The sequence below is a fragment of the Pseudomonas sp. ARP3 genome (genome assembly GCF_001029595.1).
GTDB classification, from domain to species: Bacteria; Pseudomonadota; Gammaproteobacteria; order Pseudomonadales; family Pseudomonadaceae; genus Aquipseudomonas; species Aquipseudomonas rhodesiae.
The window spans coordinates 192,328-209,687 of record NZ_LEKF01000004.1 but is presented as its reverse complement, the minus strand read 5'-3'; the positions used below and the strand labels follow the sequence as shown (position 1 = coordinate 209,687).

Genomic DNA, 17,360 nt, shown 5'->3' with positions numbered 1-17,360 from the left:
TGACCGCTTGCCGCTTTTCAGAGGCTGAGCCTCATCGACAGGTCCACCGCCTTCACGTCCTTGGTCATCGCGCCGATGGAGATGTAGTCCACCCCGGTCTCGGCAATGGGCAGCAGGGTGGTTTCATTGATGCCGCCGCTGGCTTCCAGCTTCGCCTTGCCGCCGTTCAGGCGCACGGCTTCGCGCATGTCGTCGAGGCTCAACTCATCGAGCATGATGATGTCGGCGCCCGCCGCTAATGCTTCGCGCAGTTCCTCCAAGCTCTCTACTTCGATTTCCACGGGCTTGCCGGGAGCGATCTTGTGCGCCGCCGTGATGGCCTGTGCAATGCCGCCGCAGGCAGCGATGTGGTTTTCCTTGATCAGAAACGCGTCGTACAGACCGATGCGATGGTTGTGACAGCCGCCGCACGTCACCGCGTACTTCTGTGCCAGGCGCAGGCCCGGCAGAGTTTTGCGGGTGTCCAGCAATTTGACTTGAGTGCCGGCAACGAAGTCCGCCAGGTACTTCGCGCGTGTGGCGACGCCGGACAGCATCTGCAAAAAATTCAGCGCACTGCGCTCGCCGCTGAGCAGCGAGCGCGCCGGGCCTTCGAGGTGAAAAAGCGCTTGATTGGGGCTGACGCGTTCGCCATCGGCCACCTGCCAGTGCACGGCGACCCGAGGGTCCAACTGCCGGAACACCGCGTCCACCCACGCCGTGCCGGCGATGACGGCGTCATCGCGGGTAATGATGGTGGCCTTGGCCAGTCGTTCGGCCGGGATCAATTGCGCGGTAATGTCGCCGCTGCCGATGTCCTCCAGCAGTGCGCGGCGCACATTGGCTTCGATTTCGGCGGTGAGGTCGGCAAGACGGAGATTCGGCATAACAGGCTCCACAAACAAAGTGCGTCGATTATAGGGGCTGTGTGACTGGGAACCCAGCCACCCGCTCATTTGTGCGCAAATCACAGAGGGCGCTGGCGCTTGCCCCCCGGTTTGCAAGATAATCTCGCGCCTTGCAATTGGCGTCATAGCTTTGACGTCTGCTGGCGTGCAGTTATCCACAGGGTCGATACGGCCTGTCGATGATTGTCGCCCAACTCAATACCGCCGTTTCAGGAGGCCAGGATGCACAACGACGGAAAGGTGGTGCCGATTAATAAAGCGCATGCCACGCCATCGCCGCTGGCCCGCCTGCCGGTTGTGTTGCTGCAAGTCCGCGACAAGGCGGCGCAGCAGCTGCAGCAAGGCTTGCAGGAACTCTTCGATAACGCCGACGACACGCTGTTTGAAATGGCCGACAAGGCCCGCAGCACCGTCGATCACCATATTTTCTTTGAAGCCATGCGCGACCTGCGCCTCAAGCGCAAGAACTTCGAGCGTGTATTCATGGAGCGCCTGTTTGCCGCTTTTGCCGGCTTGGGCGACACCGGGCGCAGGGAGCTGCAGTTGGTGCCAGTGGTTTCCTACGATGCGGCACCCGGTTCGTCCCATGACGCACTGGAAAAAACCGTGGCGCTCGAAGCCATGCTGGGCCGCGTCCGGCATCGCGATGGACTGGCACTGTCGCAGCTCACTGCGCGGCTGAGTGCGGTACTGGGCAATGCCCTGGATGAGCGTGAGAACCCCCTGGGCCCGGCGCTGCTGTGCGAATTTTTCTTGCAGGCGGGGCGCAGCCTGGGCGTGGAGATTCGCGTCAAACTGATCATGCTCAAGCTATTCGAGAAGTATGTCCTCAGCGATGCCGATCAACTCTACGCCGAAGCCAATCAATTGTTGGTCGCCACGGGGGTGTTGCCGGAGCTCAAGACCGTGCCTTCGCGCCGCGCCGGTGGGCGGGCCGCCCGTGAACGCTCGCGCGAAGACGCATCGCCGAGCACCGATCAACCCCTCGACGAAAACGGCCAGCAAGCTTTTGCGGCGCTGCAAGCCTTGCTCAAACCCGTGCGCGGCAGCGTGGCGCCGACCCTCGAAGCCAGCGCCGAACCCCAGCCTATCGCCACGCGGGACCTGCTGCGCCTGTTGTCCCATTTGCAGCAGTACGTGCCGACGCCGGACGCCGAGGACGATTTCGACCTGTGCAACCAGCTGGAGCAATTGCTCACCCGCGTCAGTGTCAAGAGCGGCAAGTCACGGGTGGTGGAGGAGGCCGATGAAGACGTCATCAATCTGATCGCCCTGCTGTTCGAATTTATCCTCAACGACCCTACCGTCCCGGACGCTTTCAAAGCGCTGATCGCGCGCCTGCAAATCCCAATGCTCAAAGTGGCGGTGCTGGACAAGAGTCTTTTCAGCCATGCCGGCCACCCGGCGCGGCGCCTGCTGAACGAAATCGCTGCGATGGCCTTGGGCTGCAACCTGTGCGATGACTACCCGCGTGACCCTTTGTACCTGCGCATCGAGCAGGTGGTGCAGCGTTTGCTCAATGAGTTTGTCGAAGATCCGGCGATTTTTGCCCAATTGCTCGCTGAGTTCAGCGCGTTCGCCGCTGATGAGTGTCGCCGCAGCGAGTTGCTCGAACAGCACACCCGCGATGCCGAAGAAGGCCGGGTGCGCACCGAGGCGGCCCGTCAGCGGGTGGCCGAGGTGCTCAACAGGCGGCTGCTGGGCAAAGTGTTGCCCCTCGCCGTGGTGCAGTTTCTGCAACAGGCCTGGAGCCAGGTGCTGTTGTTGGTCAGCCTCAAGCACGGTGAAGAGTCGGTGCAATGGCAATCGGCTCTGCGCACCATGGACGAACTGATCTGGAGCGTCGGCCTGCAGGAAGACACCGAGGCCGGGCGGCGCTTGCTCGAGCATTTGCCCGGCTTGCTCAAGGCGCTGCGCGACGGTTTGACCAGCGCGGCGTTCGACCCTCTCAGCACCCGAGAATTTTTCGTCCGCCTCCAGGCTATGCATGTGCAGCCGGCGGACGGTGTCGACGAGCTGATCGAAGTACGCGAGCCTTTGGTATTCAGCGAGCTGCCGCCGGACCCCGCGCTCGACCTGGCGCCCAACGATCCCGACCTGCTCAAGGTTCATCAATTGCGGGTCGGCGCTTGGGTCATGTTCCAGCAGGATGGCGCCTTTACCCAGCGCTGCAAGCTCGCGGCGATCATGGCCCCGGCCAACACGTATGTGTTCGTCAGCCGCACGGGGCTCAAGGTGCTGGAAAAAAGCGTCGGCCAGCTGGCGCTGGCGTTTAAGCAGGGCGTCTTGCAGGTTCTGGACGACAGCCCGCTGTTCGAGCGTGCATTGGCTGCCGTAGTGAGTAAGCTGCGGCAACTCAATCACGGCAAGTGATCGCAACCTCGGGGTCGAACGCGGCATACTGGTCACCTGTTGCCCCATTCAAGGAACCTGTATGCAGTTGGACCCCGCCAGCGGTTGGTGCCAGGGCATTCGTCATTGCCCTTCGCCCAACTTCAATCAGCGCCCCGCAGGCGAAATCTCACTGCTGGTGGTGCACAACATCAGCTTGCCACCGGCGCAGTTCGCCACTGGCAAAGTGCAGGCGTTTTTCCAGAATCGCCTGGATGTCACGGAACATCCTTACTTTGAAGGGATTGCCGACCTACGGGTATCTGCGCATTTTCTGATTGAGCGCGACGGGACGGTGACGCAGTTTGTGTCCTGCCTCGACCGGGCCTGGCATGCCGGTGTTTCGCAGTTCGAGGGGCGGGAAACCTGCAACGATTTTTCCCTGGGCATTGAACTGGAAGGCACGGACGAGCTGCCGTTCACCGATGCCCAGTACCGTGCACTGATCGACCTGACCCGCCAATTGCAGGCGGCTTACCCTGATATCACCCCGCAACGCATTTGTGGCCACAGCGATATCGCGCCGGGACGCAAGACCGACCCCGGCCCCGCTTTTGATTGGAAGCGCTTTCGCAGCGCCCTGCAGGATGGAGGACACACCTGATGAGTTTCCTGGTACTGGTGTTGGCGGTCTGGATCGAGAAGTTTTCGGCCCTGCGTCATCGGTTGCAGCGCGATGGCGGCTGGCTGCGCGAGCTGGCCAAACTGGAATCGAGCCCACGTATGGCGCAGCGGCCTTGGTTGATTCTGACCTTGTTGGTGTTACTGCCGGTGGCATTGCTGGCGCTGTTGCTGCTGGTACTGGAACCGGTGGCCTATGGCTTACTGGCGCTGCCGGTGCACCTGCTGGTGGTGATCTACAGCCTGGGCCGTGGCGATCTGCTGGCTGATCTGGGCCCGTTCCGCGATGCCTGGCGACGCGGCGACTTGCAGGCCGCCGAGCACGTCGCCGAGCGCGACCTCAAGCTGGGCGCCGACAGCGGCGAGCAACTGCTCGATCGGGTACAGGGCCACCTGTTATGGCAGGCCTACCAGAGCTTTTTTGCGGTGATTTTCTGGTATTTCCTGCTGGGCCCGGTCGCTGCCCTGGCTTATCGCCTGTTGGCGTTGGCCAGCGAACACAGCCAGAACCCGCTGGTCGCCGAGCGCGCCGGGCAAATGCGCCACGCCTTCGACTGGTTGCCGGTACGCCTACTGGCCGCCAGTTTTGCCTTGGTGGGCAACTTTGTCGCGGTCAGCCGGGTCATGCTGCACGAGCTACTGAGCTGGGACATCAGCGCGGCCCAACTGGTGGATAAAGTCGGTCTGGCCGCCGCCGAGATACCGGCGCCGGCAGTGGGGGCCGACGGTATCAACAGCCTTGACCGCCTATGGGAACTGCTGCTGCGCGCGGCTGTGCTGTGGTATGCCGGGTTCGCCATCTGGACGGTGTTGCCGTAAAGCGCAGACCGCGTTACGTGGGAGCCCCTTCGGCTCCCACTGGCTGTTAACCTTAAGTTACAAAACTCCCTTTCAAATTGAGCTATACAGACAGAGCGCCAAATAGTGGCTTTCTGCCGCCGCCCTGCGCCCTCAATAAAAATAAAACAAAAAGGGAGTTCACCTGTGAAGAGCTTGCTCTATCCCGCCGTCGCGCTGATGAACCGCCTGAGCTTCGGCCTGAAGTTCAGCCTGATCAGTGTGTTGTTCCTGTTGCCGATGCTGGTCACCAACTATTTCCTGGTGCGCGATTCGTGGCGCGAATTCCAGGGCACCCGCGTCGAACTGCAAAGCCTCGACGTGCTCGGCAGCAGCCTGGCCCTGCGCCGTGACCTGGAAACCCTGAATAATCAGGTACAAATCAACGCCACTCTGGGCCAGTCGGGTAAGGCGGGCGACCTGGAAGGCAAGATCAGCGCCTTGGAGCAGAGCGTACTGAGCCGCTTGCAGGGCTTTACCGCGATGGCCACCGACCCCGAGCAAATCGCGGTGTTCGAGGCCAAGCGCGACGAATTGATCGGCGCGTTCAAGGCCCAGCAACAGGAAACTTCGCTGCTGAGTAAAAGCGCATTGATCGGCAAGCTGCTGAACAAGGCGCAGATGCTCGGCCAGATCGTCGCCAGTCAATCGGGCTTGAGCCGCGACCCCCAAAGCGATCTGCGCCAGCTGACTGAGTTGATCACCAGCGTCACGCCGCAGGTGACCCAAACACTGGGAGAGGGGCGGGCTATGGGCGCCTATTCGCTGGGGCAGGGGTTTCTCAATTCATCTTCCAGCACGCGCTTTGACGAACTGCTGCAGCAACTGGAAAAACTCCACGGCGAATATGGCTTGAAACTGCAGGATGCGCTGGGCTCCAGCAGTGCCGCGCACACGGCGCTCGACGGTCTGGCCAAGGCCAGTAACGCCAGCCTCAAGCAAGGCAGTGAGCTGTTCGAAGAGCAGGTGGTTATGGCCGAGACCCTCGATGCGCCCTGGCAGACGTTCTACGATGCGGTCAGCCAGTTGATGGCCCAGACCTATCAACTCGATGAGGCCACCCTGGGGTTTCTTGAGCAACAGTTGCAGCATCGCCTGACGCAGAACCGCCTGCACATGGTGGTGCTTGTGTCGGCGCTGACCGCCGTGTTTTTGCTGATCTTCTACCTCTACGCCGGTTTCTATGCCTCCACGCGCACCACATTGCGACATCTGGGCACGATGATGGACAAAGTGGCGGCCGGTGATATGACCGTCTCCTTCGTGGCGCGCAGCCGCGATGAACTGGGTGACCTGGGTCAGGTGTTCAACGGCACCGTGGCGAAAATCCACGATCTGATCGAGCGCGTCGGGCACACCGTCAACCAGGTCGAGCAGCAGGCCGGTCAGGTGGAAACGGTCTCGGCGCAGAGTAACCAGGCCGTCTGCGGCCAGCGTACACAGATCGAACAGGTGGCGACGGCCATGAACCAGATGTCGTCCACCGCCCAGGAGGTGGCCCGCAACGCCGCTGCAGCCGTGAGCAGCGCCCACAGCGTCAACCAGGAGACCGTCAGCGGTCGCGGCCTGGTGCAATCCCAACAGGGCAGCATCGCGCGGTTGGCGTCGGAGATCGACCAGTCGGTACGGGTGATCAACCAATTGGCCACCGACAGCCAGGCCATCAGCACGGTGTTAGAAGTGATCAAAAGCATCGCTGAGCAAACCAACCTGCTGGCGCTCAATGCCGCGATCGAGGCGGCGCGGGCCGGTGAGCAGGGGCGCGGTTTTGCGGTAGTAGCGGATGAGGTACGTACCCTCGCGCGGCGCACGCAGCAGTCCACCGAAGAGATCGAGCAGATGATCAGTCGCTTGCACAGCGGTGTGGACGCGGCGGTCAAGGCCATGGGCAGCAGCCATGAAATGGCCAATGGCACGGTCGGGCAGTCGGAACAGGTCCAGCAGGCGTTGGAGAATATCCTCGGTGCCGTCGGCATGATCGTGGATCAGAACCAACAGATTGCGGCAGCCGTGGAACAGCAGACCGCCGTGGCCCACGATATCGACCAGAACATCGTCGAAATCAATCGCGCCGGCGAGCATGCCGCCGACGGTGCGCAGCAGACCGCTGCGGCCAGTCAACGCTTGTCATTGCAGGTGGTGGAGTTGAAACAGCTGATCGGCGCCTTCCGCGTGTAAGGCGTAGGCGTAGGACTAAAGCGTTAACGGGTGTGGTGTGCGTCTGAATTTTCCGGGGTGTCTTTTCTGGCCGCGTAGATGAGTGAGAATTTATTTCATTCAAACCGGGAGCCGGGGAGGCACCACGATGACCGCTGCACTCGGCATCAAAGGGCAATGCGCCCATTGCGATATCACCTTTGAACTCAAGCCTTGGCAATTGAATGCCATCGCCATCGAAGAGCCCTTCGACTGCCCGTATTGCCACCGGGAGCTTGAACTCAAATGCCCTCGCCAACTGCGCCATTTCAAGTCCCTGGAATATTGGGCGTTGGTGCGTCCAAGCATGGTGACGTTCACTTGCGTGGTGCTGATCGTGGCGCTGGTGGCAGAGTGGGTGGGGCTGATCAGTGTGATTGGGCAGTTCAATATTTCGCTGGTGGTGTTGCTGGTGCATTTCATGGTGTTGCGCTATGCCCGTCATCGCCAGCGCATCACCCTCAACCTGCACGCCGTCGAACCGACGCTACCAATTGAACAACTCACGCGCATTGCGTGTGCTCGCCTCGGCCAACGATAGCGGGTCGATACCCATATGCTCGGCCAGGGCCTGGCAAATGTCCGGCAAGTGCTCGGGGCTGTTGCGCTGGCCGGGGTACATGGCGGGCGGCATGTCGGGCGAATCGGTTTCCAGCACCACCGCGTCCAGCGGCAGCTGTGCCAGCACCTTGTGCATGCGCAACGCCTGGGGCCAGGTGGCGGCGCCGCCCAGGCCGAGCTTGAAGCCCAGCTTGATGTATTCGCGGGCTTCTTCGCGGCTGCCGGCAAACGCGTGAATGATGCCGCCGCGTGGCACGCGGATGCGCTTGAGCGTGGCAATCACCGCCGCATGGCTGCGACGTACGTGCAGCAGGGCAGGCAACTGAAAATCCGCCGCCAGTTGCAGTTGCGCTTCAAACAGCTGTTGCTGACGTGCGCGGTCCAGGTGTTCGAGGAAGTAATCCAGACCGATCTCGCCCACCGCGCAGAGTTGCCGATGGCCTTGCAGGCGGGTCAGCCAGTCACCTAATGCCCTCAGATCGGCGGGGCGGTGATCGTCCAGATACACCGGATGCAGGCCGAACGCAGCGAACAGGCCTTCATCCGTCTGCACCAAATCCCACAACCGCTGCCAATTCTGCTGATACACCCCCAGCACCACCATGCGCTGCACGCCCAGCTCGCGGCTGTGGGCGAGGACTTCCCGGCGGTCGCTGTCGAATTCCGGGAAATCAAGGTGCGTGTGGGTGTCGATCAGCGTCACGTTCACGCCTCGTGAATACGCTGCTTGAAGGTGCGGCCGATGGCGTGTACGCCCGGTTGGTACTGCTCTTCTTCGATGGCGGCCAGGGCCAGGCGCAGCGCGGTGTCGGCGATCAACTGATGCTGCTGGGCCATGGCGTTGACCGGCAGCGGCAGGAAGTCCAGCAGTTGGGTGTCGCCAAACGTGCCCAGGCGCAGGGGCCGTGATTTGAGCGGGTAGTCGTGCAGTGCGTCGAACACCCCTTGGAGCAGCACGTAGGACGTCGTCACCAGCGCGTCAGGCAAATGGCCCAGCCGCTGCAGCAATTGCTCCATCAGCTGTCGGCCACAATCGCGGCTGAAGGCTTCGCCGTGTTCGATGAGCATCTCGCCGGTAAAGCCTTTCAACGCTTGCTGAAAACCGGCGGCGCGTTCCTGGCTGATACTCAGCTCGGGCCGCGCGCCGATCAGCACAATCTGTTTAGGCAATGGTTGCAGCAGGCTGCTGGTCAGTTGCTGGCAGGCCTGGCGGTCGTCGCTGACCACCGAACAGAACTGCGCCGGCTCCATCACCCGGTCGATGGCGATTACCGGCAGGCCTTTGGCTTGCAGCTCGCGGTAGCTGTCGTCGCTGGTGGGCAGGCAACTGGCCACGAACAGCGCATCGCACCGCCGGGCGCGGAACAGTTGCAGCAATTGGCGTTCGCTGTCGGCATCGTCGTCGGAGCTGGCGATCAACAATTGATAGCCGCGCGCGCGCGCCTTGCTCCAGCAATTTGGCGATACGCGCGTAACTGGGGTTTTCCAGGTCGGGCAGAATAAAGCCCAACGTGCGCGTGTGCCGGCTGCGCAGCCCGGCGGCCTGGGGATTGGGGGTAAAGCCGTGGGCCTCCACCACCGCACGCACTCGTTCGACGGTGGCGTGGCTGATGCGTTGCTGGGCGGCTTTGCCGTTGATGACATAACTGGCGGTGGTAACGGACACACCGGCCAGACGTGCGATATCACTGAGTTTCAAACCGGGATTTCCTTGTTTTTTGGAGCTTGCCCCGACATTTTGTCCAATCGTAACCGATTACGGCACACGACCAATGTCCCAGCTCAATCGCCGAGTGGTCCTTCAAGGATGCACAATTAACGCGTAATCTGCCTTAAATTCTAGATTAAACGTTTCAGCCAGCGTATTTTTACGACGTTCGCGACCGAGCGGCTCCTGCCAACTGACCGCTCAGTCAGTAGTTTTCAAACACCCCTACACTGTTTTATTCAAAACAATACCTAGTGCGCCCAGCGCACTAACTAGGAGAACGGCATGCTTGAGCTCACTGTAGAGCAGATATCCATGGGCCAGGTGGCTGTGGATAAATCTGCTGCCTTGCACCTGCTCGCTGACACACTGGTGGCCGACGGTCTGGTCGCCGAGGGCTATCTGAGTGGCTTGCAAGCCCGTGAAGCCCAGGGCTCGACGTTTCTCGGCCAAGGTATTGCGATCCCCCACGGCACGCCAGAAACCCGCGACCAGGTGTTTGCCACCGGCGTGCGTCTGCTGCAGTTCCCCGAAGGGGTGGACTGGGGCGACGGCCAGATCGTGTATTTGGCCATTGGCATTGCCGCTCAATCCGACGAACACCTTCGCCTGCTGCAATTGCTGACCCGCGCCCTCGGCGAGACCGACCTGGGTGAGGCGCTGCGTCGCGCCGCCTCCGCAGAAGCTCTGCTGAAATTGCTGCAGGGTGCACCGCAGGAGCTGGCGCTGGATGCACAGATGATCAGCCTGGGCGTGTCCGCCGACGATTTTGAAGAGCTGGTATGGCGTGGCGCCCGCCTGCTGCGCCAGGCCGATTGCGTCAGCAACGGCTTCGCCGCCGTATTGCAACAGGTCGATGCGCTGCCCCTGGGCGACGGCCTGTGGTGGCTGCACAGCGAGCAGACCGTCAAACGCCCGGGCCTGGCGTTCGTCACCCCGGACAAACCCATGCGTTACCTGGGCCAACCGCTCACGGGCCTGTTTTGCCTGGCCAGCCTGGGCGAAGCGCACCAGGCCTTGCTTGAGCGTTTGTGCGCGTTGCTGATCGAAGGCCGTGGCCAGGAACTGGGCCGCGCCACCAGCAGCCGCGCAGTGCTTGAAGTATTGGGCGGCGAACTGCCGCCGGACTGGCCGAGCGCGCGCATCACCCTGGCCAACGCCCATGGCCTGCACGCGCGGCCGGCGAAGATCCTGGCGCAGTTAGCCAAGAGTTTTGACGGCGATATCCGTGTGCGCATCATCGATGGTCCGGCCACCGCGGTGTCGGTCAAAAGCTTGAGCAAGCTGCTCAGCCTCGGCGCCCGCCGTGGCCAGGTGCTGGAGTTCGTTGCCGAACCCGGCATTGCCGGTGATGCGCTGCCGGCACTGCTGGCCGCGGTGGAGGAGGGGCTCGGTGAAGAGGTCGAGCCGCTGCCGACCGTCAGCGCGCCCCCCGAAACCCTGGACCTCGAACCGCTGCTCAGCGCACCGGCCTCCGGTAGCCAGATCCAGGCTATCGCTGCGGCGCCGGGGATTGCCATTGGCCCCGCTCATGTCCAGACCCAGCAGGTGTTCGACTACCCACTGCGCGGCGAGTCACCGGTGATCGAGCGTCAGCGTCTGCATGCCGCCCTGACCGACGTGCGCCGCGATATTCAGGGGCTGATCGAGCGCAGCCCATCCAAAGCGATCCGCGAGATTTTCATCACCCACCAGGAAATGCTCGACGACCCGGAACTGACCGACGACGTCGACACTCGCCTTAAGCAAGGCGAAAGCGCCGAAGCCGCGTGGATGAGCGTGATCGAAGCCGCCGCCAAACAGCAGGAGTCGTTGCAGGACGCCTTGCTCGCCGAGCGTGCCGCCGACCTGCGGGATATCGGCCGTCGCGTGCTGGCGCAACTGTGCGGCGTCGAAACCGCCCAAGAGCCGAATGAGCCGTACATCCTGGTGATGGACGAGGTCGGCCCGTCCGATGTGGCGCGCCTGGACCCGGCGCGCGTCGCCGGTATCCTCACCGCTCGCGGTGGCGCCACGGCCCACAGCGCCATCGTCGCGCGTGCCCTCGGTATCCCCGCGCTGGTCGGTGCTGGCGCCGCCGTCTTGCTGGTCGCCGCCGGCACGCCGCTGTTGCTCGATGGCCAGCGCGGCCGCCTGCATGTGGACCCCGATGCCGCTACCCTGCAACGGGCTACCGTCGAGCGCGACACCCGTGAACAACGCCTGCAAGCGGCCTCCGCCCAGCGCCATGAAACAGCTCTGACACGCGACGGGCATGCTGTGGAAGTGTTTGCCAATATCGGCGAAAGCGCCGGTGTCGCCGCAGCGGTGGAGCAGGGCGCCGAAGGCATCGGTTTGTTGCGCACCGAACTGATTTTTATGGCTCACCCACAAGCGCCGGATGAAGCCACCCAAGAAGCCGAGTACCGCCGCGTTCTCGACGGCCTCGGCGGGCGCCCGTTGGTGGTGCGCACCCTCGACGTGGGCGGCGACAAACCGTTGCCTTACTGGCCGATTGCCGAGGAAGAAAACCCTTTCCTGGGCGTGCGTGGCATTCGCCTGACCTTGCAACGCCCGCAGATCATGGAAGCGCAGCTGCGCGCGCTGTTGCGTTCGGCGGATAACCGCCCGCTGCGCATTATGTTTCCCATGGTCGGCAGCGTCGATGAGTGGCGCGCCGCCCGTGACATGACCGAGCGCCTGCGCCTGGAAATCCCGGTGGCCGACCTGCAACTGGGGATCATGATCGAAGTACCGTCGGCCGCCTTGCTGGCGCCGGTGCTGGCCAAGGAAGTGGACTTCTTCAGTGTCGGCACCAACGACCTGACCCAATACACCCTGGCCATCGACCGTGGCCACCCAACCTTATCTGCCCAGGCCGATGGCTTGCACCCGGCGGTGTTGCAGTTGATCGATATCACCGTGCGCGCCGCCCATGCCCACGGCAAATGGGTCGGCGTGTGCGGCGAACTGGCGGCGGACCCGCTGGCAGTGCCGGTGCTGGTGGGCTTGGGAGTGGACGAACTGAGCGTGTCGGCGCGCAGCATTCCCGAAGTGAAGGCGCGTGTGCGCGAATTCAGTCTGAGCCAGGCCCGGAGCCTGGCACAACAAGCGCTGGCGGTGGGTTCCCCCGCCGATGTGCGAGCCCTCGTGGAGGCGGTGTAAATGGCAAGGATTCTGACCCTGACGCTGAACCCGGCGTTGGATCTCACGGTGCGCTTGGCCCGCCTGGAACCGGGTGAAGTCAACCGCAGCGAAACCCTGCTGACCCATGCCGCCGGCAAGGGCGTGAATGTGGCGCAGGTGCTGGCCGATCTGGGGCATCAATTGACCGTGGGCGGTTTTCTCGGTGCGGACAACCCGCAAGCCTTTGACGCGCTGATCGCTCGTCGCGGTTTTGCCGACGCGTTTATCCGCGTGCCGGGGGAAACCCGCAGCAATATCAAAATCGCCGAGCAGGACGGTCGTGTCACCGATATCAACGCGCCGGGCCCGCAGGTGAGCGAGCAGGCGCAACAGGCCTTGCTCAACCAGCTCACTCTGATCGCCCCCGGTCACGATGCGGTGGTGGTCGCCGGCAGCTTACCGCGCGGCGTCAGTGCGCAGTGGCTGCACGATGTGTTGGTGCAGTTGAAAGGCCTCGGTTTGAAGGTTGCCCTGGACACCAGTGGCGAGGCGCTGCGTGCCGGTCTGCGAGCCGGCCCGTGGTTGGTCAAGCCGAACACCGAAGAACTGGCCGATGCCCTCGATTGCCCCACCGACTCCCTCGAACAGCAGCGCCAAGCCGCGCAGCGCCTGCACGCCCAGGGGGTGGAACATGTGGTGGTATCCCATGGCGCCGACGGTGTGAACTGGTTCAGCCCGACGCTGGCGCTGCATGCCACGCCGCCCAAGGTCAGCGTGGCCAGCACCGTGGGTGCCGGGGATTCGTTGCTGGCCGGCATGTTGCACGGTCTGCTCAGTGGCGAGGGCCCCGAACAGACCCTGCGCCGTGCCACGGCGATTGCCGCGATGGCGGTGACGCAGATCGGTTTCGGCATCAGCGATGACGCGCAGTTGGCGCATCTGCAAAGCGGCGTCGATGTACGCCCGCTCACAGAACAATAAGAGGGTTAGTCATGAAGTTAGCCATTGTTACTGCCTGCCCCAACGGCATGGTCACCAGTGTGCTGTGCGCCCGCTTGCTGGACGCCGCCGCGCAGCGCCAAGGCTGGAGCACCAGTGTCGAAGTGGTGGATGTGCAGCACCCCGAGCGCGCGCTATCCGACGCGACCCTGGCCGCCGCCGAGTGGGTGTTGCTGGTCAGCAGCACGCCGGTGGATATGCAGCGCTTCATCGGCAAGCGCGTGTTCCAAAGTACGCCGGCCCAGGCGTTGGCGGATGTGGAAGCGGTGTTGCGTCGCGGTGCTGAAGAGGCTCAGGTGTATGTCGCCAGCGAGGCGCCGGTCGCGGCAAAGAATGCCCCACGCATCGTCGCCGTCACCGCGTGCCCGACCGGCGTGGCCCATACCTTTATGGCTGCCGAAGCCTTGCAGCAGACGGCCAAGCGCCTGGGTTACGACTTGCAGGTCGAGACCCAAGGTTCGGTGGGCGCACGTACGCCGCTGAGCGCCGAAGCTATCGCTAATGCCGATGTGGTGCTGTTGGCGGCTGATATCGAAGTGGCTACCGAACGCTTCGCCGGCAAGAAGATTTACCGTTGCGGCACCGGCATTGCTCTCAAGCAATCCGAAGCGACCCTGAACAAAGCCCTGGCCGAAGGCGCTGTGGAAAGCGCCGCCGGTGCGCCGGTAGCCAAGTCGGAAAAGACCGGCGTCTACAAGCACTTGCTCACCGGTGTGTCGTTCATGTTGCCGATGGTGGTGGCGGGCGGCTTGCTGATCGCTCTGTCGTTTGCGTTCGGCATTCATGCGTTCGAACAGGAAGGCACCTTGGCGGCGGCGTTGAAAACCGTCGGCAACAGCGCGTTTACCTTGATGGTGCCGCTGCTGGCCGGTTATATCGCCTATTCGATCGCCGACCGTCCGGGGATCGCGCCGGGCATGATTGGCGGCCTGCTGGCCGGCACCTTGGGCGCGGGTTTTATCGGCGGCATTTTTGCCGGTTTCCTGGCCGGTTACTGCGTCAAAGGCGTCACGCGCGTGGTGCGTCTGCCGCAAAGCATGGAAGCTCTCAAACCGATCCTGATCATCCCGTTGCTGGCGAGCCTATTCACCGGCCTGGCGATGATCTACCTGGTGGGCCCGCCGGTGGCGCGCATGCTCAGCGGCTTGACTGAATTCCTCAGCACCATGGGCACCACCAACGCGGTGCTGCTGGGCATTCTGCTGGGCGGCATGATGTGCGTGGACCTGGGCGGGCCGATCAACAAAGCGGCGTATGCGTTTTCCGTCGGCTTGCTGGCCGCCCACAGCGGCGCGCCGATGGCCGCGACCATGGCCGCCGGCATGGTGCCGCCCATCGGCATGGGCATCGCCACGTTCCTGGCGCGGCGCAAATTCGCCCAGACCGAACGCGAAGCCGGCAAAGCCGCGATGATCCTCGGGATGTGCTTTATCTCTGAAGGCGCGATCCCCTTCGCCGCCAAAGACCCGCTACGTGTAATCCCGGCAAGCATCGCCGGCGGTGCGTTGACCGGCGCGCTGTCGATGTACTTCGGCTGCGTACTGGCCGCGCCCCACGGTGGTTTGTTCGTGCTGGTGATTCCGAATGCCATCAATCATGCGTTGCTGTATCTGCTGGCGATCGTTGCGGGCAGCCTGCTGACCGGGGTGGTGTATGCGCTGATCAAACGGGCGGAAGTGGTGGAGCTGAGCGTCGCGCCGGCCAACGCCTGACACGGTCTGGCAGGGCCCGAAATTGTGGGGAGGCAAGCCTCTCCCACAGAGTGTCACACCCGCTTCATCCCCGCGTGGTTAAGTGCCTCTTTTGAGACTCAAGAGGGCACCTGCATGAGCCACTTCGATCTGGGCCGTCGCCGCGTGATGCAAGCCGTCGGCGCCGGTCTGTTATTGCCGGGCCTGGCGCCGGCGGTGATCGCGTCGGTCAAGGACCGGCCGCAACTTACCGATGGGGTGCAGTCCGGCGATCTACTGGGCGACCGCGCGATGATCTGGAGCCGCAGCGACCGGCCCGCGCGGATGGTGGTGGAATGGGACACCCGCAGCGTGTTCAGCAGCCCGCGCCGTTTTGTTTCGCCGCTGGCCGACAACCGCACGGACTTCACCGCCCGCGTTGAACTGACCGGGTTGCCTGCCGACCAGGCGGTTTTCTATCGCGTGCATTTCGAAGACGCCCAGAGCGGCGTGGCCAGCGAGCCCTGGTTCGGCCACCTGCGCAGCGTGCCGCAACAGCGCCGCGACATTCGCTTTGTATGGAGCGGCGACACCGTCGGCCAAGGCTTCGGCATCAACCCGGACATCGGTGGCATGCGCATCTACGAAGCCATGCGCTTGCGTCTGCCGGACTTCTTTATCCACAGCGGCGACACCATCTACGCCGACGGCCCGGTGCCGGCGCAACTGGCCACTGAAGGCGGGCGTATCTGGCGCAATATCACCACCGAGGCCAAGAGCAAAGTCGCCGAGACCCTGGACGAATACCGTGGCAACTACCGCTACAACCTCATGGATGAAAACGTGCGCCGCTTCAACGCCGAAGTACCGCAGATCTGGCAGTGGGACGACCACGAAGTGATCAACAACTGGTCGCCGAGCAAGCAATTGGACGAGCGCTACCAGACCCGCGACATCAACACGCTGGTGGGCCGCGCGCGCCAGGCCTGGCTGGAATATTCGCCGATGCGCCGCCAAAGCGCCGACGGCGGCGGGCGCATCTATCGCAAGCTCAGTTATGGCCCGCTGCTGGATGTATTTGTGCTCGATATGCGCAGCTACCGTGGTCCTAACGATGACAACCTGGGGGCGGCCAAGCCGTTTCTGGGGCGTGAACAATTGGACTGGCTCAAGAGCGAACTCAAGGGCTCCAAGGCGCAATGGAAAGTCATCGCCGCCGACATGCCCATCGGCCTGGGCGTGCCCGACGGTGAAGTCAGCCCCGGCGTGCCGCGTTGGGAGGCCATCGCCAACGGCGAGCCTGGCCCGGCCCAAGGCCGCGAGCTGGAAATCGCCGAACTGCTGGCGTTCCTGCGTGCGCAGCAGGTACGCAACCATGTGTGGCTGACGGCAGACGTGCACTACTGCGCGGCGCATCACTACCACCCGGATCGCGCGGCGTTCCAGGATTTCGAGCCGTTCTGGGAGTTTGTCGCCGGGCCGTTGAACGCTGGCAGCTTCGGGCCCAATCCGCTGGATAAAACCTTTGGGCCTGAAGTGGTGTTCGAAAAAGCGCCACCGGCACAGAACACTTCGCCGTTTGCCGGGTTTCAGTTTTTTGGCGAGGTGAATATTGATGGCCAGACGGGAGAGTTGACGGTGATCCTGCGCGACTTGGATGGAGTCTCAGTATTCGAACAGAAGTTGCAACCCACCTGACTTGAAATGCAGTCCCACTGTGGGAGGAGGCTTGCCCCCGATGGCGGTGTGACAGTTAATTATCAGACGACTGATCCACCGCTATCGGGGGCAAGCCCCCTCCCACAGTGGATCGCGCGGCGTTCCAGGATTTCGAGCCGTTCCGGGAGTTTGTTGCCGGACCTGAAGTGGTGTTCGAAAAAGCGCCACCGGCACAGAACACTGACTTGAAATGCAATCCCAATGTGGGAGGGGGCTTGCCCCCGATGACGGTGTGACAGTTATTTATCAGACGACTGACCCACCGCTATCGGGGGCAAGCCCCCTCCCACAGTGGATCGCGCGGCGGCAGCTTTGGGCCCAATCTGCTGGCTAAAACCTTTGGGCCTGAAGTGGTGTTCGAAAAAGCGCCACCGGCACAGAACACTGACTTGAAATGCAATCCCAATGTGGGAGGGGGCTTGCCCCCGATGACGGTGTGACAGTTAATTATCAGACGACTGATCCACCGCTATCGGGGGCAAGCCCCCTCCCACAGTGGATCGCGCGGCGGCAGCTTTGGGCCTAATCCGCTGGATACAACTTTTGGGCCTGAAGTAGTGTTCGAAAAAGCGCCACCGGCATAGAACACTGACTTGCAATGCAATCCCAATGTGGGAGGGGGCTTGCCCCCTCCCACAGTGGATCGCGCGGCGGCAGCTTTGGGCC

Annotated in this window: 11 protein-coding genes and 2 pseudogenes; 10 read left to right on the top strand and 3 right to left on the bottom strand. The window is 62.9% G+C overall.

Annotation, left to right across the window (positions count from 1 at the left end):
* Window positions 1-17: 17 nt before the first annotated feature.
* Window positions 18-866: a carboxylating nicotinate-nucleotide diphosphorylase gene (gene nadC / locus ABX75_RS07020; RefSeq protein WP_034095838.1), complete on the bottom strand. Its 849-nt coding sequence runs from the start codon at window positions 864-866 to the stop codon at window positions 18-20.
* Between the two features lie 243 nt (window positions 867-1,109).
* On the opposite strand from nadC, the gene ABX75_RS07015 reads away from it, so the two are divergent.
* From ABX75_RS07015 to ABX75_RS06995, 6 genes and pseudogenes are all read left to right on the top strand, one after another.
* On the top strand, window positions 1,110-3,260 hold the full coding sequence (locus ABX75_RS07015) for a DUF1631 domain-containing protein (RefSeq protein WP_047881668.1): 2,151 nt from the start codon (window positions 1,110-1,112) through the stop codon (window positions 3,258-3,260).
* A gap of 61 nt (window positions 3,261-3,321) precedes the next feature.
* Window positions 3,322-3,882 carry a 1,6-anhydro-N-acetylmuramyl-L-alanine amidase AmpD gene (gene ampD, locus ABX75_RS07010; RefSeq protein WP_034111723.1) on the top strand — a complete coding sequence of 187 codons (561 nt, stop codon included), beginning with the start codon at window positions 3,322-3,324 and terminating at the stop codon, window positions 3,880-3,882.
* On the top strand, window positions 3,882-4,718 hold the full coding sequence (gene ampE / locus ABX75_RS07005; RefSeq protein WP_034095841.1) for a regulatory signaling modulator protein AmpE: 837 nt from the start codon (window positions 3,882-3,884) through the stop codon (window positions 4,716-4,718). Before ampD ends, ampE begins: the two co-directional genes overlap by 1 nt.
* A gap of 198 nt (window positions 4,719-4,916) precedes the next feature.
* Window positions 4,917-6,008: pseudogene (locus ABX75_RS29925) on the top strand (methyl-accepting chemotaxis protein); the annotation flags it as partial.
* Window positions 5,985-6,914 (top strand): methyl-accepting chemotaxis protein, encoded by a 930-nt coding sequence (locus ABX75_RS29920; RefSeq protein ID WP_371263983.1) that lies wholly within the window; start codon window positions 5,985-5,987, stop codon window positions 6,912-6,914. The pseudogene ABX75_RS29925 and the gene ABX75_RS29920, both read left to right, overlap by 24 nt.
* 127 nt (window positions 6,915-7,041) lie before the next feature.
* Entirely contained in the window at window positions 7,042-7,473 is a 432-nt protein-coding gene (locus ABX75_RS06995; protein ID WP_034095843.1) for a hypothetical protein, read from the top strand.
* Here ABX75_RS06995 and ABX75_RS06990 read toward each other — a convergent pair.
* On the bottom strand, window positions 7,420-8,196 hold the full coding sequence (locus ABX75_RS06990) for a TatD family hydrolase (RefSeq protein ID WP_047881666.1): 777 nt from the start codon (window positions 8,194-8,196) through the stop codon (window positions 7,420-7,422). The two genes, ABX75_RS06995 and ABX75_RS06990, sit on opposite strands and share 54 nt — an antisense overlap.
* Window positions 8,197-8,198: 2 nt before the next feature.
* Window positions 8,199-9,192, bottom strand: a pseudogene (gene cra, locus ABX75_RS06985) (catabolite repressor/activator).
* A gap of 294 nt (window positions 9,193-9,486) precedes the next feature.
* Between cra and ptsP the strand changes: the two are divergent.
* The 4 genes from ptsP to ABX75_RS06965 all read left to right on the top strand — a co-directional run bounded on the left by ptsP (window position 9,487) and on the right by ABX75_RS06965 (window position 16,673).
* A complete protein-coding gene (gene ptsP / locus ABX75_RS06980; RefSeq protein ID WP_047881665.1) occupies window positions 9,487-12,345 on the top strand; it encodes a phosphoenolpyruvate--protein phosphotransferase in 2,859 nt (952 codons plus the stop codon).
* Window positions 12,346-13,287, top strand: a complete 942-nt coding sequence (gene pfkB, locus ABX75_RS06975; RefSeq protein WP_047881664.1) for a 1-phosphofructokinase — start codon at window positions 12,346-12,348, stop codon at window positions 13,285-13,287. It begins immediately after the preceding gene.
* A gap of 11 nt (window positions 13,288-13,298) precedes the next feature.
* Window positions 13,299-15,017: a PTS fructose-like transporter subunit IIB gene (locus ABX75_RS06970; protein ID WP_034095848.1), complete on the top strand. Its 1,719-nt coding sequence runs from the start codon at window positions 13,299-13,301 to the stop codon at window positions 15,015-15,017.
* 114 nt (window positions 15,018-15,131) lie between these two features.
* The gene (locus ABX75_RS06965) at window positions 15,132-16,673 is read left to right on the top strand and encodes an alkaline phosphatase (RefSeq protein WP_034095849.1); all 1,542 of its coding nucleotides are present in this window, start codon (window positions 15,132-15,134) and stop codon (window positions 16,671-16,673) included.
* Window positions 16,674-17,360: the final 687 nt, after the last annotated feature.